This window comes from Mesorhizobium sp. CA8 (assembly GCF_020164955.1).
GTDB lineage: Bacteria > Pseudomonadota > Alphaproteobacteria > Rhizobiales > Rhizobiaceae > Mesorhizobium.
Map to the genome: position 1 here is coordinate 136,675 of NZ_JAIUHG010000008.1, position 21,227 is coordinate 157,901.

General features: G+C 63.8%; 26 protein-coding genes. 11 read left to right on the forward strand and 15 right to left on the reverse strand.

Translation table 11 applies throughout. The annotated features are described in order from the left end of the window. Window positions 1-2: 2 nt before the first annotated feature. Together LB553_RS11735 and LB553_RS11740 are read left to right on the forward strand one after the other, a co-directional pair. A complete protein-coding gene (locus tag LB553_RS11735) occupies window positions 3-533 on the forward strand; it encodes a cupin (protein WP_224513323.1) in 531 nt (176 codons plus the stop codon). Between the two features lies 1 nt (window position 534). Continuing rightward, window positions 535-1,134 (forward strand): dihydrofolate reductase family protein, encoded by a 600-nt coding sequence (locus LB553_RS11740; protein ID WP_224513325.1) that lies wholly within the window; start codon window positions 535-537, stop codon window positions 1,132-1,134. Window positions 1,135-1,168: 34 nt separating this feature from the next. On the opposite strand, the gene LB553_RS11745 is transcribed toward LB553_RS11740, so the two are convergent. Continuing rightward, on the reverse strand, window positions 1,169-1,528 hold the full coding sequence (locus LB553_RS11745; protein WP_224513327.1) for a hypothetical protein: 360 nt from the start codon (window positions 1,526-1,528) through the stop codon (window positions 1,169-1,171). Between the two features lie 201 nt (window positions 1,529-1,729). On the opposite strand from LB553_RS11745, the gene LB553_RS11750 reads away from it, so the two are divergent. Then, complete coding sequence (locus LB553_RS11750) at window positions 1,730-2,044, forward strand: EthD family reductase (protein ID WP_224513330.1); 315 nt, start codon at window positions 1,730-1,732, stop codon at window positions 2,042-2,044. Window positions 2,045-2,099: 55 nt separating this feature from the next. Here LB553_RS11750 and LB553_RS11755 read toward each other — a convergent pair whose 3' ends face one another. The 4 genes from LB553_RS11755 to LB553_RS11770 all read right to left on the reverse strand — a co-directional run bounded on the left by LB553_RS11755 (window position 2,100) and on the right by LB553_RS11770 (window position 4,414). Next, window positions 2,100-2,330 (reverse strand): hypothetical protein, encoded by a 231-nt coding sequence (locus tag LB553_RS11755; protein ID WP_224513332.1) that lies wholly within the window; start codon window positions 2,328-2,330, stop codon window positions 2,100-2,102. Then, window positions 2,287-2,577 carry a DUF2934 domain-containing protein gene (locus LB553_RS11760; protein ID WP_224513334.1) on the reverse strand — a complete coding sequence of 97 codons (291 nt, stop codon included), beginning with the start codon at window positions 2,575-2,577 and terminating at the stop codon, window positions 2,287-2,289. The genes LB553_RS11755 and LB553_RS11760 overlap by 44 nt, the downstream gene beginning before the upstream one ends. Window positions 2,578-2,662: 85 nt before the next feature. Continuing rightward, a complete protein-coding gene (locus tag LB553_RS11765) occupies window positions 2,663-3,226 on the reverse strand; it encodes a DNA-3-methyladenine glycosylase (RefSeq protein ID WP_224513336.1) in 564 nt (187 codons plus the stop codon). Window positions 3,227-3,265: 39 nt separating this feature from the next. After that, a complete protein-coding gene (locus tag LB553_RS11770; RefSeq protein ID WP_224513339.1) occupies window positions 3,266-4,414 on the reverse strand; it encodes an amidohydrolase in 1,149 nt (382 codons plus the stop codon). 357 nt (window positions 4,415-4,771) lie between these two features. Here LB553_RS11770 and LB553_RS11775 point away from each other — a divergent pair, with 357 nt between their 5' ends. The 3 genes from LB553_RS11775 (at window position 4,772) to LB553_RS11785 (ending at window position 9,537) form a co-directional block, all read left to right on the forward strand. Continuing rightward, complete coding sequence (locus LB553_RS11775) at window positions 4,772-6,748, forward strand: putative bifunctional diguanylate cyclase/phosphodiesterase (RefSeq protein ID WP_224513341.1); 1,977 nt, start codon at window positions 4,772-4,774, stop codon at window positions 6,746-6,748. 116 nt (window positions 6,749-6,864) lie between these two features. Then, window positions 6,865-9,009, forward strand: a complete 2,145-nt coding sequence (locus tag LB553_RS11780) for an ABC transporter ATP-binding protein/permease (protein WP_224513343.1) — start codon at window positions 6,865-6,867, stop codon at window positions 9,007-9,009. Window positions 9,010-9,129: 120 nt separating this feature from the next. Then, complete coding sequence (locus LB553_RS11785; protein ID WP_224513345.1) at window positions 9,130-9,537, forward strand: DOPA 4,5-dioxygenase family protein; 408 nt, start codon at window positions 9,130-9,132, stop codon at window positions 9,535-9,537. Window positions 9,538-9,697: 160 nt separating this feature from the next. Here the strand turns inward: LB553_RS11785 and LB553_RS11790 are convergent, their stop codons facing one another. The 6 genes from LB553_RS11790 to LB553_RS11815 form a co-directional block, all read right to left on the reverse strand. Next, window positions 9,698-9,973, reverse strand: coding sequence for a DUF6894 family protein (locus LB553_RS11790; RefSeq protein ID WP_224513347.1), 276 nt, complete (start codon window positions 9,971-9,973; stop codon window positions 9,698-9,700). Between the two features lie 223 nt (window positions 9,974-10,196). Further along, window positions 10,197-10,433: a hypothetical protein gene (locus LB553_RS11795; RefSeq protein ID WP_224513349.1), complete on the reverse strand. Its 237-nt coding sequence runs from the start codon at window positions 10,431-10,433 to the stop codon at window positions 10,197-10,199. 62 nt (window positions 10,434-10,495) lie between these two features. After that, window positions 10,496-10,894 (reverse strand): hypothetical protein, encoded by a 399-nt coding sequence (locus LB553_RS11800; protein WP_224513352.1) that lies wholly within the window; start codon window positions 10,892-10,894, stop codon window positions 10,496-10,498. A gap of 574 nt (window positions 10,895-11,468) precedes the next feature. Next, on the reverse strand, window positions 11,469-12,119 hold the full coding sequence (locus LB553_RS11805; protein WP_224513354.1) for a hypothetical protein: 651 nt from the start codon (window positions 12,117-12,119) through the stop codon (window positions 11,469-11,471). A 151-nt stretch (window positions 12,120-12,270) separates the two neighbouring features. Then, window positions 12,271-12,459 carry a hypothetical protein gene (locus tag LB553_RS11810; protein ID WP_224513355.1) on the reverse strand — a complete coding sequence of 63 codons (189 nt, stop codon included), beginning with the start codon at window positions 12,457-12,459 and terminating at the stop codon, window positions 12,271-12,273. 280 nt (window positions 12,460-12,739) lie between these two features. Continuing rightward, entirely contained in the window at window positions 12,740-12,904 is a 165-nt protein-coding gene (locus LB553_RS11815) for a hypothetical protein (RefSeq protein WP_224513357.1), read from the reverse strand. Between the two features lie 285 nt (window positions 12,905-13,189). On the opposite strand from LB553_RS11815, the gene LB553_RS11820 reads away from it, so the two are divergent. The 3 genes from LB553_RS11820 (at window position 13,190) to LB553_RS30510 (ending at window position 14,095) form a co-directional block, all read left to right on the forward strand. Continuing rightward, window positions 13,190-13,525 carry a hypothetical protein gene (locus LB553_RS11820; RefSeq protein ID WP_224513358.1) on the forward strand — a complete coding sequence of 112 codons (336 nt, stop codon included), beginning with the start codon at window positions 13,190-13,192 and terminating at the stop codon, window positions 13,523-13,525. Next, window positions 13,522-13,746, forward strand: a complete 225-nt coding sequence (locus LB553_RS11825; protein ID WP_224513360.1) for a hypothetical protein — start codon at window positions 13,522-13,524, stop codon at window positions 13,744-13,746. Before LB553_RS11820 ends, LB553_RS11825 begins: the two co-directional genes overlap by 4 nt. 217 nt (window positions 13,747-13,963) lie before the next feature. Further along, window positions 13,964-14,095 (forward strand): hypothetical protein, encoded by a 132-nt coding sequence (locus tag LB553_RS30510; protein WP_263484016.1) that lies wholly within the window; start codon window positions 13,964-13,966, stop codon window positions 14,093-14,095. 356 nt (window positions 14,096-14,451) lie between these two features. On the opposite strand, the gene LB553_RS11830 is transcribed toward LB553_RS30510, so the two are convergent. From LB553_RS11830 to LB553_RS11845, 4 genes are all read right to left on the reverse strand, one after another. Then, a complete protein-coding gene (locus LB553_RS11830) occupies window positions 14,452-14,697 on the reverse strand; it encodes a MoaD/ThiS family protein (RefSeq protein ID WP_224513361.1) in 246 nt (81 codons plus the stop codon). A gap of 172 nt (window positions 14,698-14,869) precedes the next feature. Next, the gene (locus tag LB553_RS11835; RefSeq protein WP_224513362.1) at window positions 14,870-17,134 is read right to left on the reverse strand and encodes a xanthine dehydrogenase family protein molybdopterin-binding subunit; all 2,265 of its coding nucleotides are present in this window, start codon (window positions 17,132-17,134) and stop codon (window positions 14,870-14,872) included. A 2-nt stretch (window positions 17,135-17,136) separates the two neighbouring features. Next, a complete protein-coding gene (locus LB553_RS11840; RefSeq protein WP_224513363.1) occupies window positions 17,137-17,613 on the reverse strand; it encodes a (2Fe-2S)-binding protein in 477 nt (158 codons plus the stop codon). Then, the gene (locus tag LB553_RS11845; RefSeq protein WP_224513364.1) at window positions 17,613-18,473 is read right to left on the reverse strand and encodes an FAD binding domain-containing protein; all 861 of its coding nucleotides are present in this window, start codon (window positions 18,471-18,473) and stop codon (window positions 17,613-17,615) included. The genes LB553_RS11840 and LB553_RS11845 overlap by 1 nt, the downstream gene beginning before the upstream one ends. 491 nt (window positions 18,474-18,964) lie before the next feature. Between LB553_RS11845 and LB553_RS11850 the strand changes: the two genes are divergently transcribed. Next, entirely contained in the window at window positions 18,965-19,312 is a 348-nt protein-coding gene (locus LB553_RS11850; protein WP_224513365.1) for a VanZ family protein, read from the forward strand. A 113-nt stretch (window positions 19,313-19,425) separates the two neighbouring features. Continuing rightward, entirely contained in the window at window positions 19,426-20,406 is a 981-nt protein-coding gene (locus LB553_RS11855; protein ID WP_224513366.1) for a GlxA family transcriptional regulator, read from the forward strand. The last annotated feature ends 821 nt before the right edge of the window (window positions 20,407-21,227 follow it).

The window sequence follows — 21,227 nt, forward strand, 5'->3', positions numbered from 1 at the left end:
AGATGGCGCAACCCGTCGACAAACAGGAGCCTCTCACCTTCCGCTTCGCCGATGACGGACTGGTTCCCAATCATCCGCGCTGGCCGATGCTCGTCTATCCCGGCGCGGTGCCGTTGCCGGACGACGTCGATCCGGCCGCCGTCTTCGAGGATATTTTCGGCGCCAATGGCTGGGGCGACAGCTGGCGCAACGGCATCTACGGCTTCGTCCATTACCATTCGCGCATTCACGAGGTGCTGGGCATCGCGCGCGGCGCCGCCGAGGTCCGCTTCGGCGGCGACAAGGGCAAGGTGCTGCAGGTCAAGGCCGGCGACGTGGCGGTGCTGCCGGCAGGCACAGGCCACCAACGCCTGTCCGGCTCGGCTGACCTTCTGGTGGTCGGCGCCTATCCGCCTTTCGGCACATACGATCTGTGTCGCAGTCCGGAGCAGCATGCCGAGGCGCTGCGCACCATCCCGACGGTCGGCCGGCCCGACAAGGATCCGCTCTTCGGCGGCGACGGGCCGCTGCTGAAGGCGTGGAGCGAAGGATGAAATGACAAGGATCGTCGCCATCGAGCATCTGACGCTGGACGGTGTTTTCCAGGCGCCGGCGCGTGCCGATGAAGACACGCGCAACGGTTTCGAGCATGGCGGCTGGGGGATTCCAGGCAGCGACCCGAAGATGCAGGAGGTCATCGGCCGCGCCATGGCCGGAGGCTGGTCGCTGCTTGCCGGCCGGACGACCTATGAAGACCTGCACGAAGGCTGGGCCGTCAGGCAGCCGGCCAATCCGATGACCAGGGCGCTGACCGGGGCGCAGAAGTTCGTCGCCTCGCACGACGCTGCGTATCAAGCGCGCTGGGAAAATTCGACGCTGCTTACCGGCGATACCGCCGAAGCAGTGCGCGAGCTCAAGCAAGGTCACGATAAGACGCTTGTCATGTTCGGCAGCGGCAAGCTGTTGCGCGCGCTGATGCGGCACGGGCTTGTCGATGAACTGGTGCTGATGGTCCACCCGCTGGTGCTGGGCGCAGGCTCGCGCCTTTTCGAGCCCGGACAGGGGCCCTCGACGCTGAAGCTGTCCGGCCAGATCGCGACCGCAACGGGCGTGGCGATCCTCACTTATGCATTTGACGGCAAGGTCGCGGCGTAGCGGCCGGAGTAAACCGGGACGCGCGGTCGCCCGCCTAAGGATACTGCGTTTTCTTCGGCGCGTAGGTTGCCGGATCGAAATCGAGCTCCTTCGGCAGCGGCCGGCTTGAGCACTGCAGATGCATCTGGCGAGCGAGAAGCCGCCGCCGTTGCTGCTCATGCTCCTTCACCGCCGCAACCATTCCCATGCTGTAAGGCCCAAGCAGAACCCCGAATCCCCAGCCGGGATGGTCCTTCTCGCGCTGGGCATAGTCAGCGGCGGCAGTACGGACCTGCTGGCATTGCGGCGATGCCCATTTCGGATCCTGCTTCGACAGCGAAGCGCCATAGTCGACGGGAGAGGACACGCATCCCGCCACTACCGCGCTCAGCGCGACGATCACCGCAATTCTCATCCTTGAGTCCCTGCTAATTTAAGGCGGAGAGAACATAGAACGCCGCTTCGCACAAGCGAGAGAGCGGCGAAAAGCAACGGGCAGGGCGGGACAGCCGCCATCGTCGTCCGTCTGCGCTTCCTAACTCTTTTTCAACGTCCCGTTCCGTTTCCATCCGCGGTTTCGTCTTTGCTTTATCCGCCGCGAAAAAGGAGAACCGCTATGGCTGGAATGGTCGTGATCTACAAGCAGCCGGCTGATGCGGAAGCGTTCGAAAAGCATTATTTCGAGACGCACATACCGCTGGCCAAGAAGATACCGGGTCTGAGGAAATACGAGGTCAGCCAGGGGCCGATAACGGTGGTGGCCGGACCACCCGACATCTACCTGATCGGGACGCTTTATTTTGACGATCTCGAAGCGATGAAGAGGGGTTTCGCAAGCCCGCAGGGAAAGGCGGCCGGGGTCGACCGCCGGCTGTATGCGCCCGATGAATCCGGAGTCCAGATTTTCCTCTTCGACAGCAGGGGAGTTTGAGGCTGCGGCTGAGACCGGACGATCCGTCCGCCGAGAGCCGCGGCCGCATCGCTGCTCACGTCGACTTTCCCCGCTCGATGTCGGTGCGTTTTTGCTCCGCCGCGGCAATCGCGGTTTCCATCACGGCATCCAGATCGGCCATCGCTTCCAGATGACCGTGATCGGCGATCGATTTGCGCAGCATGCGCATGGCGAGCAACGCGTCGTCCAATGCCTGTTCGACATTTTTAACCATGGCCGGGTCAGCCTTTGCGCCGGCTGCGCTTCTTCGGCGCCGGATCGTCATCGGCCGGGCGATTTTCTAAGGCCTTGCGCGCAAGCGCCTCGGCCGCCACCGGGTCCGGCTGGCCGGCCGGTATCGTGACCGCGCCGGGCATCGCAGCACCCGGCTGTTCGCCCAAGCCGTTGTCTTCGCGCTCAATTTCCTCACGAGCCTGATGCCAGTGCTCCTCGTCCTGGCCATTCGCTTCGCCGCTGCGTTGCCAGATCTCATAGGCGCGGCGCTTGATCCGTTCGTATTTGTCGGTCGCCATTGTCTGATCCTCCGTCATCTGCCTTCAAACGCGCGCTGACCGCGAATGATCCGTAACAGGGACAGGGAACGGATAAGGTTGCGGCTCAAAACCTGCGGCTGAGATAGGCCGACCCGGCGAGGCCGAAGCGCCACTCGGCTTCCACGCCCTTGGTGAGGCCGATCCGGCGGCCGACGAGGATCGCGGCCGCATCCGCATCGGAATGGGTGAATTCGAAGGGCGGCGCGGTGAGCGAGAGCCCGTTATGCGAGGCGTCGACGCCGAGCGCCTGGCAAAGCTTGCCGGGACCGGAGCAGAGCAGCCGGTCGTTGTCGGTGCCGCGCCGCTCGCGCATCTTGCCGATGCCGGATTGCGGCTGGATCGCCCGGATCAGCACCGCGCTGCCCGGCAGGCACACCGCGTTCAGGCACCAATGCAGCCCATAGGAACGATAGACGTAGGCGTCGCCCGGCGCGCCAAACATCGGCGCGTTGCGCGGCGTGCGGCCGCGAAAACTGTGCGATGCGGGATCGTCGGGCCGGTACGCCTCGGTCTCGACGATGATGCCGCCGACACCGCCGAGCCCAAGCCTGGCGCCGATCAGCGCGCGTGCCACCGCGAGGGCGTCGCGCGCGAAGAAATCTGAAGCACAACGAGTGTCAACTGGCATGGTGTAGACGTCACCGGAGAGGCTATGGCTGGTGTTCTGTCATCCAAGCAGGTTGCGCGCGGTGCGCATGAAGATCCGCGAACCGATCGGGATCAGGTCGTCGGGAAAGTCATAATCGGGGTTGTGCAGGGAAGGGTGCTTTTCGCCGGCCCCAAGGAAGAACATCGCCGACATCGCATTGTGGCCGAAAACGCCGAAATCCTCCGAGGCGCGCATCGGCAGCGCCTCCTCGCTGCGCGCAACACCTTCCTCGTCGAGCGCGCGGTTGAGATGCTCGACCGCGTCCGGCGCATTGACGCTGGCGACGAAGATTTCGTGATAGTCGAAGCGCACCGCGAGGCCGTGCTTCGCGGCGATCTTTGCGGCGAGCGCCTCCGCGGCGGCGACCTGCTCGGCCATGCGCTCGTCGCGGCGGGTGCGCAGCGTCGCCCACACTTCCGCATAGCCGGGCGCGATGCCGAACACGGCTTCGCCCATCGCGCAATGGGTCACGGTCACCATGCCGAAATCCTCATCAGTGAAGGTGCCGCGCCCGAGCGCGGGCAGCGCCGGCATCAGTTCGCTCACCGCCGGCATCGGCGATACGCCTGTCTCCGGCATCGAGGAATGCGCGGTCTTGCCTTCGAGCACGATGCGCATGCCGCGCGAGGCGCAGTTGACGGTGCCGGCTTTCAGCCGCACTTCGCCGAACGGCACGCCCGGCAGATTGTGCAGCGAAAACGCGAAGTCCGGCTGGATCTCGGCAAAGCGCGGATCGGCGACGACCCCGGCCGCGCCGTTGCCGGTTTCCTCGGCCGGCTGGAACATCAGGACGACGCGCCCGCGCGCCGGCCTGTCACGCCCGAACTGGCGGCCGAGAGCGGCCAGGATCGCGGTGTGTCCGTCATGACCGCACATATGCGACTTGCCCGGCACCTCAGAGGCATGCTCGACGCCCGAAAGCTCCTCGATCGGCAGCGCGTCGAGCTCCGAGCGGAACAGCACCGTCGGTCCAGCCTGTCCGCTGTCATAGACCGCCGCCACGCCGTGACCGCCGAGCCCTGTCAGCACCTTGTCCGGCCCGGTATCGGCGAGGAAATTCACCACCTCTTTCGCGGTCTTTTCCTCCTCATTCGAGATTTCCGGCTGCCGGTGCAGCTTGCGCCGCCATTCGGTGAGTTCGACGATGTCTCGATTGCTCAGGGTCATGGACTGAGACTCCGATTGGGCTTTTCCGGTCACACAAGCACGATAGGTTTTTTCTCGCGCCGTGCCATGGCGATCAATTCGGATAGGCCATCGGCCCCCGCAAAATCAATACCGCTATCTCCCCACCTTCACCTGCGGCAGGTCGCGGCTGATCGGACGAAAGCCGACGCTCGTCCGGTCCACCCGTAACGCCCCGCAAATGTTCAGAACCGTTGCCCGATGGTCCCGTCCCGATACGGAGCCGCCGCAAGGTTTTCTCCCAGCTCCCGGCATAGGCCAGACTCAAGGGAGAAATGCGCCGTAAACCGCTGGAATCCTTAACACGATTTTCATTCCGCTCGCCTACCCATTAGAGACATGGAAAGGCATGACGAGCGGCTGGTGGCGGGTCCCTCTTCCGAGGAAAGGAGCGAAGCCGTGGAAGCCGGCATCCTGCGCGACCAGCTTGCCGATCTGAGCAAGGGCGTCTTCATCTCGATGCCCATCGGTACGGTGCTCTCGGCGCTGATCCTGGCGGTGCAGCTCTTGTCCGGCGGTGGCCTTGCCGCGGTGCTGTGGTTCGTGGCGATCGCGCTGATCAACGGCGCGCGCGTGGTGCTTGCCGTGGCCCAATCGGAAGCCGCCGACAACAGGCAGGGGGCGGTGGACGCCCGGCTTTCCCTTTATGGCCGGATGGCGCTTGCCTCGGGCGTCGCCTGGTCGTTTCTGGCGCTGCTGAGCGACGGATACACGACCAGCCAGGCGCCGCTCTATCTCATCGTGCTTGCCGGCATTTCGGCCGGTTCGGTCACCTACGGGACCTGCTATGCGCCGGCTTCGATCAATTTCATCACCCTGCCGCTCCTCACCGCCGCCGGCTGCGTGCTTGCCAAGGGCGGCATTGAAAATGACGTGCTCGCCTTCACCATCCTGCTTTTCTTTGGCGGCATGATCAGGAGTGCGCTGCTCGGGCAGTCTCGCTTCCGCGAGACGAGCCGTCTCAAATACGAGGCGCGCGAATTCGCCTCCGAGATGGAGCGCAATTCCAGGCGCGACCCGCTGACGAATCTGCTCAACCGCTATGGGCTGGAGCAGGCGATCGCCAAGCTAGGGCTCTCCGACGGCCCGTTCGTGGCCATGCTGATCGACCTCGACGGCTTCAAATCCGTCAACGACACCTATGGCCACAACATCGGCGACGACCTTTTGGTCAAGGTGGCGCGCCGGATCGAGGACCACGCCCCGCAAGGTGCCACGATCGCCCGCATCGGCGGCGACGAGTTCGTGCTGCTTTTCTCCGCCGGCAGGTCGCAGCAAGCGGCCGGCGAGCTTGCATCCGCCATCATCGCGGCCATCGCCAATCCGGATCCGCAGTTGAATTCGGTGCGCGTCGGCGCCTCGATCGGCATCTACCAATCGGAAAAGCCGCGATTGACGGAGATGCTGCTCAAGGCGGATTTCGCGCTCTACGCGGCCAAGCGCGGCGGCAGGAACGAATATTGTCTCTTCAACGCCGGTCTGGACGCCGCGCTTGAACGCAAGAACTGCATCGAGCGCGACCTGCGCGGCGCCATCGAAGCCGGCGCCCTCTGCTCCTGGTTCCAGCCGCTGGTGCGGCTCGACACCAACGCGGTCGTTGGTTTCGAGGCGCTGCTGCGCTGGCATCACGGTGTCCATGGCGCCATCTCGCCGCCCGAGATCGTCACCGCCGCGCGCGAAACCGGCCTGCTTTCGCTTCTGACCGAGACGGTCTTCCTCAATTGCTGCGCCATGGTCGGCGAGCTGGTGAAGCACGGGCGTAAAGATGTCCGCGTCGCGATGAACCTCTCGCCGCGCGAGCTCGAGGCCGGCAATGTCGACGACATGATCCTCGACGGCCTGAAGGCCAAGCATGTGCCTGCCGCGATGCTCGAGATCGAGATCACCGAGGAGTCGCCGGTGGACCGCGACAGGGTCGACGAAAAGGTCGGGCGCCTGGCGGATGCGGGCATATCGATCGTGCTCGACGATTTCGGCACCGGCTTCTCGACCCTGGTTTCACTCAAGGACAGCCGCATCCGCAAGATCAAGATCGACAAGGACTTCGTGCGCAACTTGGCGAAATCCGTCGAGGACCAGGCCTTGGTCGGGGCGGTGATCGGCCTCGGCCGGACGCTGGGTATCGAGGTAATGGCCGAGGGCGTCGAGACCGACGCCGACCGCATGATCCTGCGCTCGCTGGGCTGCGTGATTGGGCAGGGCTATCTTTTCTCGGCCGCGCTCCCCATGCGCGATGCGCTCGCCTTCGACGCTAGTTCCGCCACCGAAGCCCTTTTCGAGCCGCGGCGCACGCCTCAGAGCGGCAACGCCGCCTGATCGACCACCGGCAAGGGCATTCATTGACCCAGCGGGCGACCGGCGTCGGAAGGACGGGTAGCCGCGAAGGGCGCCCCCAGCATGAAACTTTTTGATTTTTGGGCCGTTGTGGCGCGATGCCCCCGGCCAAGCGCAAACCGAGACCGGCTGACAGCGCCACGCAGCGCGGCGCAAGCAAGCCGCCTCCGGCGAAGGCGCGCCATGAGAAGACGCGCCAGTCGAAACCGCGCGGCGCGCCCAAGCAACGCCCGGACAAGGCGCTAGAAGACAGGGCGCAAGAAGACAAGCCGAGAGACGAAAAGGCCCAGCGAAAGAGGGCTTTGATCGACAAGAACGCGCCCGAAAAGCAGCCCACCGATGCTGCGCCGGAGGCCATCGGCCATGCCGGATCGCCGCCGCCGGAGGCGATCGAGCCCGGTCCCGCGCTTTCGCCCGAAGAGGCCGAGCGGGCGCGCAAGAAATATCTGCTGCGGCGCTTCTGGATCAGCGGGCGCGGCTATTGGGGTTTGCATGGCGACAGGCTCGCCTGGCCGCTGACGATCGGGCTGTTCACGCTGATCTGCGTCAATGTCGGATTTCAATATGGCATCAACCGCTGGAACCGCGCGATCTTCGACGCCATCGAGCAGCGCGACGCCCATACCGTCTATTGGTTGAGCGCCATCTTCCTGCCGCTGGTCGCCGGCAGCATCAGCCTTGTCGTCGCCCAGGTCTATCTGCGCATGACCATGCAGCGACGCTGGCGCTCCTGGCTGACCACGGCGGTCATCCAGCGCTGGCTGGCCAGCGGCCGCTACTACCAGCTCAACCTCGTCAAGGGCGACCACGCAAACCCCGAGGCCCGCCTGACCGAGGATCTGCGCATCGCGACTGAATCGCCCGTCGATTTCGTCGCCGGCGTCCTCAACGCCTTCCTGTCGGCCTCGACCTTCATCGTCGTCTTGTGGACCATCGGCGGCGCGCTGAGCTTTTCGCTGGACGGTTCCACCATCACCGTGCCCGGCTTCCTCGTCGTCACCGCGGTCATCTATGCCGCGATCACCTCGACCTCGATGTTCGCCATCGGCCGCCGCTTCGTCCAGCTTTCCGAGGACAAGAACCAGGCCGAGGCCGAGTTCCGCTACGTGCTGACGCGCGTGCGCGAGAACGGCGAAAGCATCGCGCTGCTGGGCGGCGAGGAAGAGGAGAATGCCGGAATTGACCGCACCTTCGCCGGCGTGCTCGGCCGCTGGGCGCGGCTGACCGGCCAGCACATGCGCACGGCACTGGTCTCGCAAGGATCCAGCCTGTTCGCACCGGTCGTGCCGGTGCTGCTATGCGCGCCGAAATTCCTCGACGGCTCGATGAGCCTTGGACAGGTGATGCAGGCGGCCTCCGCCTTCGCCATCGTGCAGGGCGCCTTTGGCTGGCTGGTCGACAATTATCCGCGGCTCGCCGACTGGAATGCGTCGGCCCACCGCATTGCCTCGCTGATGATGTCGCTCGACGGGCTGGAGCGCGCTGAGAAGAACGACCGGCTCGGCCGCATCCAGCGCGGCGAGACCGAGGACGGCGCCATGCTCAGCCTCAGGAATCTTTGCGTGACGCTCGACGACGGCACCTCGGTTGTGAAGGAGACCGAGGTGGAGATCCAGCCCGGCGAGCGCGTGCTGGTCTCGGGCGAATCCGGCACCGGCAAGTCGACGCTGGTGCGCGCCATCGCCGGCCTGTGGCCCTGGGGCAGCGGCAGCGTCGATTTTCACCCGGGCAAGCGCCTCTTCATGCTGCCGCAGCGCCCCTATATCCCGTCCGGCACGCTGCGCCGCGCCAGCGCCTATCCCGCTGCCGCCGACAATTGGAAGACGAAAGAGATTGACGCCGCCCTCGACAAGGTCGGCCTCGGCTATTTGAAGGACCGGCTGGAGGAGGAGGCGCCCTGGGACCAGACGCTGTCCGGCGGCGAAAAACAGCGCCTGGCCTTTGCCCGCCTGTTGCTGCATGCGCCCGACATCGTCGTGCTCGACGAGGCGACTTCGGCGCTGGACGAGAAGAGCCAGGACAAGATGATGCAGACGGTGATCCAGGTACTGCCGAGGGTCACCATCATCAGCGTCGCCCACCGCGCCGAGCTGGAAGCGTTCCACACGCGAAAGATCACGCTGGAGAGGCGCGAGGGCGGGGCGCGGCTGGTGAGCGATGTGGAGCTTGTGTCGCGCAAGAAGAAACGCGGCTTGATCCAGCGCGCGCTGTGGGGCAGCGGCGTGAATGGCGGCAAAGGGTAGGGCGGCGCTCCGGGGCGAACAGAAGGCGCTTCTGAGCGCCGCCGGAACGCGACTGCAGACAAGGCGACCGTGCTTCGGCTAGACTAGGCCGGCGCGCGATCATCGAAGGGAAGCGTCGAAATGAGCGAAGTCAGGCCGCTTTCGGAGATCGCCAGCTATCACGCCCACATCTATTACGGCGATGAGGACGAGCGCCGGCAGGCCGAATGGCTGCGCGAGCGCATCGCCGAGCGCTTTCGCGTGCGCCTCGGCAACTGGCGCGACGAGCCGGTCGGCCCGCATGAGCAGGCCATGTACCAGGTCTCCTTCGCCACCGAGATCTTCGCCACGCTGGTCCCCTGGCTGATGCTGAACCATGGGGGCCTGAGCATCCTCATCCACCCCAACACCACCAACGCCAAGCGCGACCACCTGATCGACCCGATCTGGATCGGCCGGGCCCTCGGCGTGCATGGGGAAGTGCTGGGGGAGGAGGATGTGGCCGAAGAGGCGCTGGAGGTGAATACCGAGCCTACACTGGGGGTGTGAGGTGCACTCCGCAGGGCTTGGCTGCCATGATGCCTTGCAACCACAGGGAAATCAAACGCTAACCCAAAGTTCGTCATACGGACTTCTTTGCATTGATGTCCCCGACTCTCAGACGAGAGCGAGGACTAGGAGCACTCTCAGATATTTCTGACATTCCGTCCTAGCCTCGCTCAGACGCCCTGCGCGGAATGTACAGAGCGTCCCCTGAAGGGACTTTTGCCGCGAATTTAAGCGTGAACAGGAGACGATTTTGGCCGTCTGTCACGTTCATGATCCAAGGCGTCATATGCTCCCAGAAGGACTGCTTGCTCTCGTTTATCATCTCGCCGGCTGCGCGCACGGCCTCTTGCCGCGCGGCATCCAAATCCGGAAGATCGACGCCTTCGTTGTCTGGGATGAATGTGCCGTTGTCGACGTGGAAGTAGTAGATGGGCATGCTGCTGTAGCCTGCTGAACAGGAGAACAACTCTCAGGGAACGGCTTTGTTGCCTTAGGAATGCTTCCGACTTGACAACCAGCAATAGCGCGGGCGAGTTTCTCCTCGTTTGAGGAGCAACCGGGGTACCCATGAAGAAGACCTACAAAAAGCCCACACTGGTTCGGAAAGCTAAGCTTTCCGCAATCGTCGCTACCCCGTCGGCACCGCCGCCGGCCTGATTTCATCCGAGAATCAAAGGCCCGCTGGCTCCGGCTGGCGGGCTTTTTTGTCGTTTTGAGAGCGCTGCCTTTATCCCGTCCAGCGTCTCGATTCCGTTCTCAAACAGCGTCATGATCTCTGTCGCCAAGGTCTCGCGCTCGGGGCTGTCCAAGGGTAGATCGACTCCAAGTTGCTGAAGCGCTTCCGTGAGTATCGCAAGCTGTTCCGGTGTGGCAGAACCGTTGTGCCGCATCTTCATCGCCCCTGAGCTCACGTTAACCGTCCGCCCGTATTGGCTCTTCTAGCCAGGAACAATCGGCATTAACATTTGTTGTGCCGCATGGGCCATGCGGATTCATCCATTCCTGTGACAATTTTGCTCGCCGCGCTAAGATTACAGGTGGCTCTCAACCGGCGAGCACGGAAGCCCTCTGGAATCTTGAGCCAAGCGGCACAGGAGGGACCACGCACCGTGGCGTTGTTGTCACCGTATCGAGCCAGAACCGCCTCCAGCGCTTCGATCGCTTCATCCGGCATCTCGCCATCCGGCACGACGAAGAATTCATGGCTCTGCCGGCCTATGTAGTCCGGCACGATTTGAAACCGGTAGCCGGGCAGCGCTGCGCGAAGATCCTCGGCCAGATCGTCAACGAGCTTGGGCGTGACCACGCACAAGCGAGGAGGCACAACGATCACGCCGGTGGCCGGCTTGGCAGTCATTGATGGCTGCATCCGTTGAAAAAAGGACGGCGGCCGACGCATACCTGGATTCGGGGTCTGTACATAAAAGCATCGGCCGCCAGTTTTGGGCGGGGCGCGTCTCAAACGACGCAGGGGGAAATTAGATGCGTTGGGGGCAGCTTCAATTAGGATGCCTCGACATGGTGAACAGGCGGCTACTATCCACAGGTCTATTTGAACGCGTACTTATACACCGCGCGGTTGCTTTCCTCAGTGACGCGCATCCATAGCCGTTCATCTCTGCGCGCCTGACCTCTTTCTTGGTTCCGATCGCCGCTTCCCACGGCGTGTTGGCTATAACGATGTGGCGGGAAACGGGCGTTTCGCCGGCCACCTCTTCGACCTGGTAGGTTTTCATGCACTAGGAGGCAGTGTGCGCAGGGCACGCCAGGCGTAAGTGAATAGGCGGTTACTATCCACGGCCACTGACTGCCGAGCTCGGCTGCCATCATCCACGAGGATTCATGAAGCCTAGCCATGGGTCTGGTTAGGGCGTAGGCTCATCTGGTCGCCCGCGCATATATCCTTGGCAACGGACGCTTGGAAGAGACGATCAGGCTTTCGCCCCGACGGGAGGAAAGCCATGTCCAGCGAGAGCGGCCGCGAGTTCCAGACTGCTAAGGAAAAGCAAGCCAACTGGCTTGTAGACAGAACTGGCATCACCCATACACAGGCCCATGAACTTATTGACTTGCTCGGCGTGGGCAATCTGCCGTCGCTGGTGCGCGAAGCGCTTTTGCTGAAAAAGTAGTCCTGCCCAAGGGTGATGACTTCGCACCCTTAGGTGCAGCGTTTCAGCAGCTCTCCGGAAGTCTCTAGTTGCGCGCCAGCCCGCGATCTTGCGCCGCAACAAAATCCTCGTTGCGATCGTTTGGGTTGCAAACCAGCGGGTGTGCCATGCCATCACCTCGATCAGGAAAACCGAGTACGATCCGGCAAGCAGGGTCTTGTCCGTCTGGTTCGTAGCCAGCGGCAAATCGCGCGCATCTCCTGCGGCCATTGCCATATCACACGCCACTACAAACCGATGGAGTTGCGCGAGGTGATCGGCAATGTCGCCATCGAGCAGGTGCGAGAAAAGGCACGTTGTCAGGTCTGCGGCAAGCGGGAGTGGATGTCCGCCGAACTCTTTCATGCCTATGGGCAGGAGCTTGTGACCATCTGTTTTCGGCGCCTGAAGGAAACGATGGGAAAGGCGTGTCATTTGGCGCGACGAATAGCGGCTGAGGGCTGCATTGGCAGCAGCAGCGTAACAGGGTCTCTGCCTCGATATGGTCCCTGGCTTTGCCCAGGCGACGGCGCCGAGCGCGCCACAGCGGGTGATGTCGGCAAGCTAAGGCAGACCCTTCCGGCCCTCAACCTTCCTCCGGCACCACAAAGGAAAGCGCGATCAAATCGTCGACGTCGATGCCGCCATGGCCATTGTCCAGCACGTCCGCCACCCTTTGAAAGGCCAACATGTCATCCATGCTGAGGTTGGCTTCTCTCAGCCTGTCTTGCAAACCCGCCACCTTGGTTTCCAGGGTCCTGGAAGTCTCGATCATGCTTGTCTCCGTTATTCTCCAAGGCCGCGTTCCACACGCCCAGCATCAGGCACGTGAATACCACCGGCCCGATGAAAAGGCTGATCGCTATGCCCACGGCCGCCGCAATGCCCATCCGCTCGGCTTTCGTGGCGATCCTTGCAAGACCGTCATCGGCGGGGACGAGATTGGAAAGATCGCGGTGGTGGAGCGCGCCGTTGTCGTTTGCGGCCACCTCGAGCCGCTCCCGGAAGGGAAGCCGCGCCTTGCGAAAAGGTTCGCGGGAACTCATCCGCATAGGTCACGCCGCCTTGCCGTGGCGTTCGAAAAGCGCCAGCTTGGCCGAATAGCCAAGCCTGAGCTTGGCCTTGCAGGCCTCGCAATGGAAGGTGCTCACCGCCTTGAACCACGAGCCGTTCCTGATGATCGGCCGGTGGCAATTTGGGCATTCATAGCGAAGACTCACGTCCCGCAACTCCTCGGAAATCGACATTGTCCACCTCTGCCCCAGCCCTTGTTCTTCTTCGGACGCCCGCCACCTGGGGGCAGGTGGCGGGCGATCCAGCCAACTGACGATTGAAGGGACTGATTGCTCGTCAGCGCAGCCCTAATGAGATGGCAGGGCTTAGGTTTCACCCGATGGACCAATGCGCCGGCGAATGGGACCTCAGTCCGTATCAGCGGAACCTAATGTTCTTCGCGCGCTTATGGCCACATGAGCAGGCGCGGTCTCGACTTCTTCGACCGATGGATGGCGGAGCATCTGCCGAACGTGATGACGGAGTATCCCCTCGCGGTGGGCGATCTTGCCGACGAGATGATGAAGGCGGCCGCGCGCGAAGGCATTCCGGCCAGCGAGATCAAGGAAGAACTCGACAGCGTTTTTGAAGTGATCTTCGAGGCGCTGCAGCATCGCGAAGGCAGCTTGGGAGAGAGCGACCAGGCTGTCTTCGAATTGCTTGCGGGGCGCCTGGCAAGGGAAACCGGCATCACCCTGGATCAGGCCGGCGAGCTGATCGAATCAACCGGAACCGGCTGGGATTCGCTCCTTCGGGAGGCCCATTTCCTGAAAGAGCAGGGCGAATGAGCGAGCGTGGCGCGGAGTTCTTTGGCCGATGGATCACCGATAATGTGATGCGCGGCAATGTAGGCGCGGACATCGTCTCGGTGGCCGAGCTGACGGCCAAGCTGTTCGCCGATGCCAAGGCGGCAGGTGTCTCCGAGGAGGAGATCGAAGAGGAAGTCGGAAGCGCATACGAGGCGATCTTGGCGGCGATAGTCGGCTCCAAGGACCCCGGCAAACCGTAACTGTCGGATGGTCGTCCATACTCCCTGGAGAGCTACGTTGGATCGGGATGACGTTTTCGTTGAATCGCCATCCTGATCTAACTCTTTGTTGGAGCATGATCTTCTCCGGAAGCCGGTTCCCAGGTTCGGGATCATGCTCTGGATCGACGCCGAACCATAGGAACATTAGCGCGCCCTAAGGGTTCTCTCAGCAAGGATCGCACACCCAGGTGGAACCATGGCCGAATTGGCATTTGCTTTTGTGTATTATTCGGGGCTGACCGGCCACGACATGCTGGGCGCTGTCGTGTCTTTGACCGCGGGGCTTCTTCTCTACAACGTCGTCCGCGAAGACCGGCCAAACCGATAACCAGCCCGACAATCTTGAGCGGCCCGGCTCGAAGCGGGGGTTGCCCACGAGCCGGGCCTGACCGGCGGGGGCACGGACTAGATACAGGGCGCCGGCTGATATTGTTGTATCAGCCTATGCTAAAGTCATCGCCCTCCGAACGAAGGACGCCTGGAACAGTCATCCGGCGGAACATTAGCGAGTGCTCCTCCACAGGAGGACCTGCCATGCACAGCATTATCTATCTCGTCGGCCTCGTCGTTGTCATTCTCGCCATCTTGAGCTTTTTCGGGCTTAGACGATAAGGGCCGCCCCAAGCGGCCGGAAGGGTCGCCAGCCATATCTGTAGGCGCATTAGTGGCCAGCAGCCGGTTCGCTTACCCGCCAGCCAATCTCGGCAGCAGGAAAATCTCCGCCCCCGGCGGTAGCTCCTTCGACCAGGTATCGCGGTAGATCGTGCCATCAATCGCGACCGCGATCCCGCGGTCGATCCACGGCTCGATGCCGGGATACTGTTCCGCAAGCTTGCGGAACAGCTCCCTTATGTCCTTGGCCTCGATGTCGTGCTTGGCCTTGCCTCCGGCGACGGCGCTGAGCGAGCCCCAAAGGGTGACCTCGACCATCAGCGCCTCAACGTGCGTCGATATTCAGGCGAGGCCGGCCTGCGAATGACGGCTTCCTGCGCTTCCGGTGCTCACGTACTTCAAGTACGCTCTGCTCCGGTTCTCGGATGCCATCATTCTCGGCTCGGCCTGACCTGAATCTCAACACACCCTGTCCTAGCTTGGATATACCTCAGCCTTCCCGTTCCGCGTCGAGCGCCGCGAGAATGCGCGGCGGCGACATCGGGATGTGGGTCATGCGCACGCCGACCGCGTTCGACACCGCATTGGCGATGGCCGCCAGCGGCGGCACGATCGAGGTTTCGCCCACGCCGCGCACGCCATAGGGGTGGTTGGGGTTGGGGATTTCCAGGATCTGCGTGTCGATCATCGGCAGGTCGGAGCAGACCGGGATGCGGTAGTCGAGGAAGCCCGGGTTCTGCAGCCGCCCGTCCTTGCCGTATATATACTCCTCGTTGAGCGCCCAGCCGATGCCTTGCGCGGCACCGCCCTGGTACTGGCCCTCGACATAGGTCGGGTGCACCGCCTTGCCGGCATCCTGCACCACCGTGTAGCGGATCACACGGGTCGAGCCTGTCTCGGGGTCGACCTCGACGTCGCAGATATGGGTGGCGAAGGATACGCCGGCGCCATCGGCGACCAGCTCGCTATGGCCGGCGATCGGCCCGCCGGTCTTGCCGGAAGCGGCCGCGATGTCCTTCAGCGACAGCGGCGCGAGGTTGCCGTATTTCTCGCCCTTGGCGATGGCATGGCCCTTTTCCCAGACGACGTCCTCCACCGGGATGTCCCAGGTCTGCGCCGCGCGCTCGCGCAGGATCTTGATCGCATTGCCCGCAGCCGAGATCGTCGCCATCGAGGAGGAGAAGGTGCCGCGGCTGCCGTCGGTCATGTCGTTGTAGCCGAGGGAGGACGTGTCGGCGACGATCGCCTTGACCTGGGAATAATCGATGCCGAGCTCTTCCGCCGCCACCAGCGACAGCGAGGCGCGGGACCCGCCGACATCGACCGTGCCCACGGCCAGGGACACCGTGCCGTCCATGCCGATGTTCAGGTCCGTGCAGGTCTGGCCGCCGAAATTGAACCAGAAGCCGCAGGCCATGCCGCGTCCCTGGTTGGCTTTCAGCGGCGCCTTCATATGCGGATGGCTCTTGACCGCTTCCAGCGTCGGCCCGATGCCGATCGGCCCGTAGACCGGGCCGTAGGACGAGCGCGTGCCTTCCTGCGCGGCGTTCTTGATGCGGAACTCCACCGCATCCATGCCGAGCTCCTTGGCGAGCTCGTCCACCACGCTTTCCACGGCAAAGGCCGCCATCGGCGCCGAGGGCGCGCGATAGGCCGCGGTCTTCGGCCGGTTGACCAGCACTTCGTAGCCGACGGTCTTGACGTTCTCGAGCTTGTAGCAGGCAAACGCGGTCATCGCGCCGATCTCGGCCCACGAGCCGGGGTAGGGGCCGCAGCTGTAGCGCAGCGTCGCTTCCGCGGCGGTGATGGTGCCGTCCTTGTTCGCGCCGATCTTGACGTCGATCGAAGTGGCGCTGGTCGGGCCTGAGGCGCGGAAAACCTCGTCGCGGGTCATCACCAGTTTTACCGGCCGGCCGGCCTTGCGCGACAGGGCAAGCGCCACCGGCTCGGCCCAGACATGGGTCTTGCCGCCAAAACCGCCACCGATCTCGGAGGAGGTGACGCGCAGCTTCGAGGCTTCGAGCCCCAGCAGCTGGGCGCAATGCTGGCGGTAGACGAAATGGCCTTGCGTGCAGACCCACAGGTCCGCCGTGCCGTCCGGGTTGACGCTCGCCACGCAGGCATGCGGCTCGATATAGCCCTGATGCGTCTGCTCGGTCTTGAACGAGCGCTCGATCACGAAATCGGCCTGGGCAAAGCCCTTATGGACATCGCCATGCCCGAACTGCGTGCGCTTGGTGACGTTGGAGGGTTTTGCGGGCTTTTCCTCGAGGCCCTCGGTGAAGACCTGATCGTTGATCAGCGGCGCGTGGTGCTGCGCGGCCTCATCGACATCGGTGACATGCGGCAGCACCTCATACTCGACCTCGATCAGCTTCAGCGCTTGGCGGGCGGTGCGGGCGTCGATCGCCGCAACCGCGGCCACCGCATGGCCGTCATAGAGGGCCTTCTTGCGCGCCATCGAATTGTCGAGGATGTCGTACATGGCGGCATCGCCGTCGGTGAGGTCCGGCAGGTCCTTCGCCGTGATCACCGCCTTCACGCCGGCGAGCTTCTCCGCCTTCGAGGTGTCGATGCTTTTGATCACCGCATGCGCGTGCGGACTGCGCAGGATCCGGCCCACCAGCTGGCCGGCCATGTTGAAGTCGGCGCCGTAGCGGGCGCGGCCGGTCACCTTGTCGATGCCGTCGGGGCGGATCGGCCGCGTGCCGACCGAGGAAAAATTGCGTCCGGAGTAGCGCGGATCGAAATTCATGATCAGGCTCCCTTCATCACGTTGGCCGCATCCTGGACGGCGCGCACGATCTTGTCATAGCCGGTGCAGCGGCAGAGATTGCCGGCGAGCCCAAAGCGGATTTCCTCCTCGGTGGGCGAGGGGTTCTTCTCCAGCAGGTCCTTCGCCGCAATCAGGAAACCTGGCGTGCAGATGCCGCATTGCAAGGCCGCATGCTCCAGGAATTTCTGTTGCAGCGGATGCAACTGGTCGCCATGTGCCATGCCTTCGATCGTCTCGACCTTGCGGCCTTCGGCTTCCGCGCCAAGCACCAGGCAGGAGCAGACCAGTCTTCCGTCGACGATGACGCTGCAGGCGCCGCAGTCGCCGGTTCCGCAGCCTTCCTTGGCGCCGGTCAGGCCCAGCCGATCGCGCAGCACGTCCAGCAGCGTCTCGTCGGGCTGGCACAGATATTCGACGGCATCGCCGTTGATCGTCGTTGATACAGCTACACCGGCCATTATTTGCCTCCCGCACGCTTGTAAGCGGTCGTTGCGGCTCTCTGTGCCAGCACGCCCGCAACTTTCCGTCTGAATTCGATGGTGCCGCGCTTGTCGTCGATCGGGCGGCAGGCACCGGAGCAGATCTTCGCCAGCCGCTGGAGCGTCGCTTCGTCAAGCTTCGAGCCGATCAGCACTTGCCCGGCTTCCTCGACCAGAAGCACCGTCGGCGCCGCGGCACCCAGCGCCACGCGGGCGGTCTTGATCGCGCCCTTGTCATCCAGCGTCAGGTTGACGCCCGCGCTAACCACCGCGATGTCCATTTCGGTGCGCGGAATGAAGCGCAGATAGGCGTCGCCAGCATGGTCAGGCCGCTTGTCGAGCAGGATCGCCTCGATGATCTCGCCTTTTGCCAGAGACGTGCGGCCGGGTCCGGTCGGCACGGCTTCCACGGCAATCGTGCGCTTGCCCGATGGTCCGGCGACAACCGCCTTGGCGCCGGCCGCCACCAGCGCCGGCACGCTGTCGGCGGCGGGCGAGGCATTGCACAGATTGCCGGTGATGGTGCAGCGTCCCTGCACCTGCTTGGAGCCGATCAGGTTGGCCGCCTCGACCACGCCGGGCCATGCCTGCTTGAGCGCCTTGTTCTCGCCCAGCACCGCGCAGGGCACCGCGGCGCCGATCCGAAAACCGTCGGCCGTTTCGGTGATGTCGGCCAGGCCGCCGATTGCCTTGATGTCGACGATCAGCTCGGGCTCGATGAAGCCGCCCTTCATCCTGACCAAAAGGTCGCTGCCCCCGGCCAAAATCGCGGCCGGGCCTACCGCCTTGGCGAGCTCGCCAACGGCGTCTTCTATTGAAAGCGGACGTATGTAACGCATCGTCTCCCCTTGGTGATCGCTTTGTCAGCGACCGTTATAAAGCCTCTGGTTATAATGGCCATCCCGTTCGTGCATGTCCGGGTTGGGCCAGAGCCCTGTTCCAGATGCGCCCAGAGGGCGGGCCAAGGTGTTGCAGCTTCTCCCGTCTCCTCGTCACTATGCGGGCAGAAGGTGCGCGAAGGGCGGATGAGGCGCGGCGCCGGCGTTGGTCATTGCCCGTTCCCGCCGCAAACCGCAAAACTGTTATTCCCCTCGAGCAATCGCGGTTCCCGATGTCCATACCGGCTCGAACGACACATTGCGCAGCCCGGCCTTGCGCACCCGCTCGACGAACAGGTGATTGACGAAGACGGGGAAGCCGCATCGGCAGCTTGAACACCTCAGCGCTCCCGATCTCTTGCGGAGCAGGTCGGTTTCGGGCCCGCGCGGACCAATTCACGGCTGGGCACCGGCGATATTGTTATCACAGCCAGCGGCCTGTAAGAGCGGACATGACCTCCATCTCCCGTCTCGCCGCACTCGCCCTGCTGGCTCTCATCACCTTCGCAACGTTGTCGCCCATACAGTTGCGGCCGCATCTGGGCGACGCCAACATGGAACGCGCGCTGGCTTACGTCCTGCTGGGGCTGACCCTGGCGATCGGGTTTCCGTCCCGCTTGACGCAGACCGTGCTGTTCGTTTGCGCGGTGGCCGGCGTCCTCGAGTTCCTGCAGCTGTTGGACCCTGGCCGGCATGCGCGGGTTGTCGATGCCCTCGTCAAGGCGGCGGCGGGTGTGGTGGGGATTGTCTTGGCGCGCATTCTCATCGCGTTGACGAGCAGGGCCGCCGAGCGGCGCTAGCCCCCGCGGTCGCGGCTCGATGATGTTTCGACCGGATGAAGGTCGGATTCAGAAGGCCTGGCCCAGCGATTTTCGCATAATGTCCGGTTGAACGAGGACGGTCCCGGAGGAAGATGGCCAAGAAGTTCGCATTTCTTTTGGTGCGCGATTTCACTTTGTCGCCGCTGTCGCTGTTCATCGACACGCTGCGACTGGCGGGCGACGAGGGTGACCGCAGCCGCAGGATCGAGTTCGATTGGGAGATCGTCGGCGAGCGCGGCCTGCCGATCCGCGCCAGCTGTGGCGTCGAATTGCTGCCGACGCGGGCGATGGGCAATCCGGAGGATTTCGACAATGTCGTGGTGGTCGGCGGCCTGCTCGACACCAGCCGCAAGCTGAGCTCGGAAAAGGAAGCATTCCTTTTGCGCGCGGCCGAAAAGGGCGTACCGCTCACCGCGCTCTGCACCGGCAGCTTCGTGCTGGCGCGTTATGGCCTGCTCGACGGCTATAGTGCCGCGGTCAGCTGGTTCCACATCAAGGATTTCCGCGCCGAGTTCCCCGATGTGAACGCCCATGCCGACAGCCTCTATTCCGTCGACCGCGGCCGCGCCACCTGTGCCGGCGGTACGGGTGCCGCCGATCTTGCCGGCTACTTCGTCTCGCAATTCATCGGCCAGAAGGCGGCGGAGAAGGCCGCCAAGATCCTGGTGCTCGACCGTATCCGCTCCAGCCGCGACGTTCAGCCGGTCGGCGACCTTTTTCCCGCGGCCGCCAGCCGCGCGGTGAAGCGGGCGCTGCTCCTGATGGAAAGCAATCTCCAGGAGACGCTCTCGGTCGCCGAAATCGCCGCCAGGCAGAACTGTTCGCGCCGCCAACTCGAGCGCCTGTTCGGCGCCGAGCTCGGCATCGGCCCGATGGCCGCCTATCTGGCGCTGAGGGTGCATTACGCCAAGTCGCTGCTGGAGGGCAGCGATCTCGCGATCGGCGAGATCGCCTATCGCTGCGGCTTCCCCAATGCCGGCCATTTCAGCCGCGTCTTCCGCCAGCAGACTGGCATCACGCCGACCCATCTCAGGCACCCAAATCGGGTTTTGGCAAGTGACGTTGCCAAGTAGCGGTCCCCTGTACACGGCTCGGTAAAGCTGGCGCCGGTGTCCAGGCCAATGACGGCCGGCCGCTACGTTACAGCGATGACCTTTCCCGTCGCACCGAGGCGACATAGGACTTTCGCTTGTCGCACTCGGATGCCACCTCGAAGCGCATAGTTTATTCGCACCTCGATCGGCGCCGCCGGACCGGCTTTGCGTTGGCGCATCGGGCCGGCGCTGACCGCGTCTACGCGCACAGCGCCAAGCGGCATCGCCGCCGACATGATCGCCGCGCGGCATGCGCTCACGATTTTGCGCGGGGTGCCGGGCTTCGCTTTCAGCGATAGAAGGGGCGCAAAAGGATAACCCGCTCTAAACCGCCCGAACTCCCCGCCACCTGTGCTGGAAGGTTTGAGAATGGACGGTAGGCTGATCGCGGTTCTTGCGCTTTTGGCAGAGGAAACGGGCGGGTTGTCAGGCGGCGCGGTGCCTACGGTGTCGGATGTTGCCGTGCCGGTACTTGTCGAAACGCCCGCGCTTGCGTTGTCCGGAGCGTCACCAGCCGAAACGCCCGCGCCGACTGACCCGGTGCCGGCGTTCGCGGACCCGCCAATGCTTGTCCCACCTGCGCCTACTGAAGCGCCAACGCCGACGCCGCCCGCGCCCGCTGATGCCCCAACGTTTGCGCCGACCGAGCCGCCGACACGTGCCCCCACGCCCGCGGAAATGCCTTTTGATCCTGCGCTCACTCCAGCGGCAACGCCAAGGCCGCCGGCTTTGCCGCCACCACCGACATCAAGCGCCGCCGCTGGTCCGGTGGCGGCAGCGATCGTCAAGGCGACCGCCAG

Excerpts from the sequence above, each read along its gene's own strand:
- LB553_RS11845 (WP_224513364.1), bottom strand. The coding sequence starts at position 18,473 with ATGCGTTACATACGTCCGCTTTCAATAGAAGACGCCGTTGGCGAGCTC.
- LB553_RS11850 (WP_224513365.1), top strand. The coding sequence starts at position 18,965 with ATGACCTCCATCTCCCGTCTCGCCGCACTCGCCCTGCTGGCTCTCATC.
- LB553_RS11750 (WP_224513330.1), top strand. The coding sequence starts at position 1,730 with ATGGCTGGAATGGTCGTGATCTACAAGCAGCCGGCTGATGCGGAAGCG.
- LB553_RS11760 (WP_224513334.1), bottom strand. The coding sequence starts at position 2,577 with ATGGCGACCGACAAATACGAACGGATCAAGCGCCGCGCCTATGAGATC.
- LB553_RS11780 (WP_224513343.1), top strand. The coding sequence starts at position 6,865 with ATGCCCCCGGCCAAGCGCAAACCGAGACCGGCTGACAGCGCCACGCAG.
- LB553_RS11810 (WP_224513355.1), bottom strand. The coding sequence starts at position 12,459 with ATGATCGAGACTTCCAGGACCCTGGAAACCAAGGTGGCGGGTTTGCAA.
- LB553_RS11795 (WP_224513349.1), bottom strand. The coding sequence starts at position 10,433 with ATGAAGATGCGGCACAACGGTTCTGCCACACCGGAACAGCTTGCGATA.
- LB553_RS11735 (WP_224513323.1), top strand. The coding sequence starts at position 3 with ATGGCGCAACCCGTCGACAAACAGGAGCCTCTCACCTTCCGCTTCGCC.
- LB553_RS11835 (WP_224513362.1), bottom strand. The coding sequence starts at position 17,134 with ATGAATTTCGATCCGCGCTACTCCGGACGCAATTTTTCCTCGGTCGGC.
- LB553_RS11745 (WP_224513327.1), bottom strand. The coding sequence starts at position 1,528 with ATGAGAATTGCGGTGATCGTCGCGCTGAGCGCGGTAGTGGCGGGATGC.
- LB553_RS11755 (WP_224513332.1), bottom strand. The coding sequence starts at position 2,330 with ATGACGATCCGGCGCCGAAGAAGCGCAGCCGGCGCAAAGGCTGACCCG.
- LB553_RS11775 (WP_224513341.1), top strand. The coding sequence starts at position 4,772 with ATGGAAAGGCATGACGAGCGGCTGGTGGCGGGTCCCTCTTCCGAGGAA.
- LB553_RS11770 (WP_224513339.1), bottom strand. The coding sequence starts at position 4,414 with ATGACCCTGAGCAATCGAGACATCGTCGAACTCACCGAATGGCGGCGC.
- LB553_RS11820 (WP_224513358.1), top strand. The coding sequence starts at position 13,190 with ATGGCGGAGCATCTGCCGAACGTGATGACGGAGTATCCCCTCGCGGTG.
- LB553_RS11855 (WP_224513366.1), top strand. The coding sequence starts at position 19,426 with ATGGCCAAGAAGTTCGCATTTCTTTTGGTGCGCGATTTCACTTTGTCG.
- LB553_RS11740 (WP_224513325.1), top strand. The coding sequence starts at position 535 with ATGACAAGGATCGTCGCCATCGAGCATCTGACGCTGGACGGTGTTTTC.
- LB553_RS11785 (WP_224513345.1), top strand. The coding sequence starts at position 9,130 with ATGAGCGAAGTCAGGCCGCTTTCGGAGATCGCCAGCTATCACGCCCAC.
- LB553_RS30510 (WP_263484016.1), top strand. The coding sequence starts at position 13,964 with ATGGCCGAATTGGCATTTGCTTTTGTGTATTATTCGGGGCTGACCGGC.
- LB553_RS11765 (WP_224513336.1), bottom strand. The coding sequence starts at position 3,226 with ATGCCAGTTGACACTCGTTGTGCTTCAGATTTCTTCGCGCGCGACGCC.
- LB553_RS11825 (WP_224513360.1), top strand. The coding sequence starts at position 13,522 with ATGAGCGAGCGTGGCGCGGAGTTCTTTGGCCGATGGATCACCGATAAT.
- LB553_RS11805 (WP_224513354.1), bottom strand. The coding sequence starts at position 12,119 with ATGACACGCCTTTCCCATCGTTTCCTTCAGGCGCCGAAAACAGATGGT.
- LB553_RS11800 (WP_224513352.1), bottom strand. The coding sequence starts at position 10,894 with ATGACTGCCAAGCCGGCCACCGGCGTGATCGTTGTGCCTCCTCGCTTG.
- LB553_RS11830 (WP_224513361.1), bottom strand. The coding sequence starts at position 14,697 with ATGGTCGAGGTCACCCTTTGGGGCTCGCTCAGCGCCGTCGCCGGAGGC.
- LB553_RS11790 (WP_224513347.1), bottom strand. The coding sequence starts at position 9,973 with ATGCCCATCTACTACTTCCACGTCGACAACGGCACATTCATCCCAGAC.
- LB553_RS11840 (WP_224513363.1), bottom strand. The coding sequence starts at position 17,613 with ATGGCCGGTGTAGCTGTATCAACGACGATCAACGGCGATGCCGTCGAA.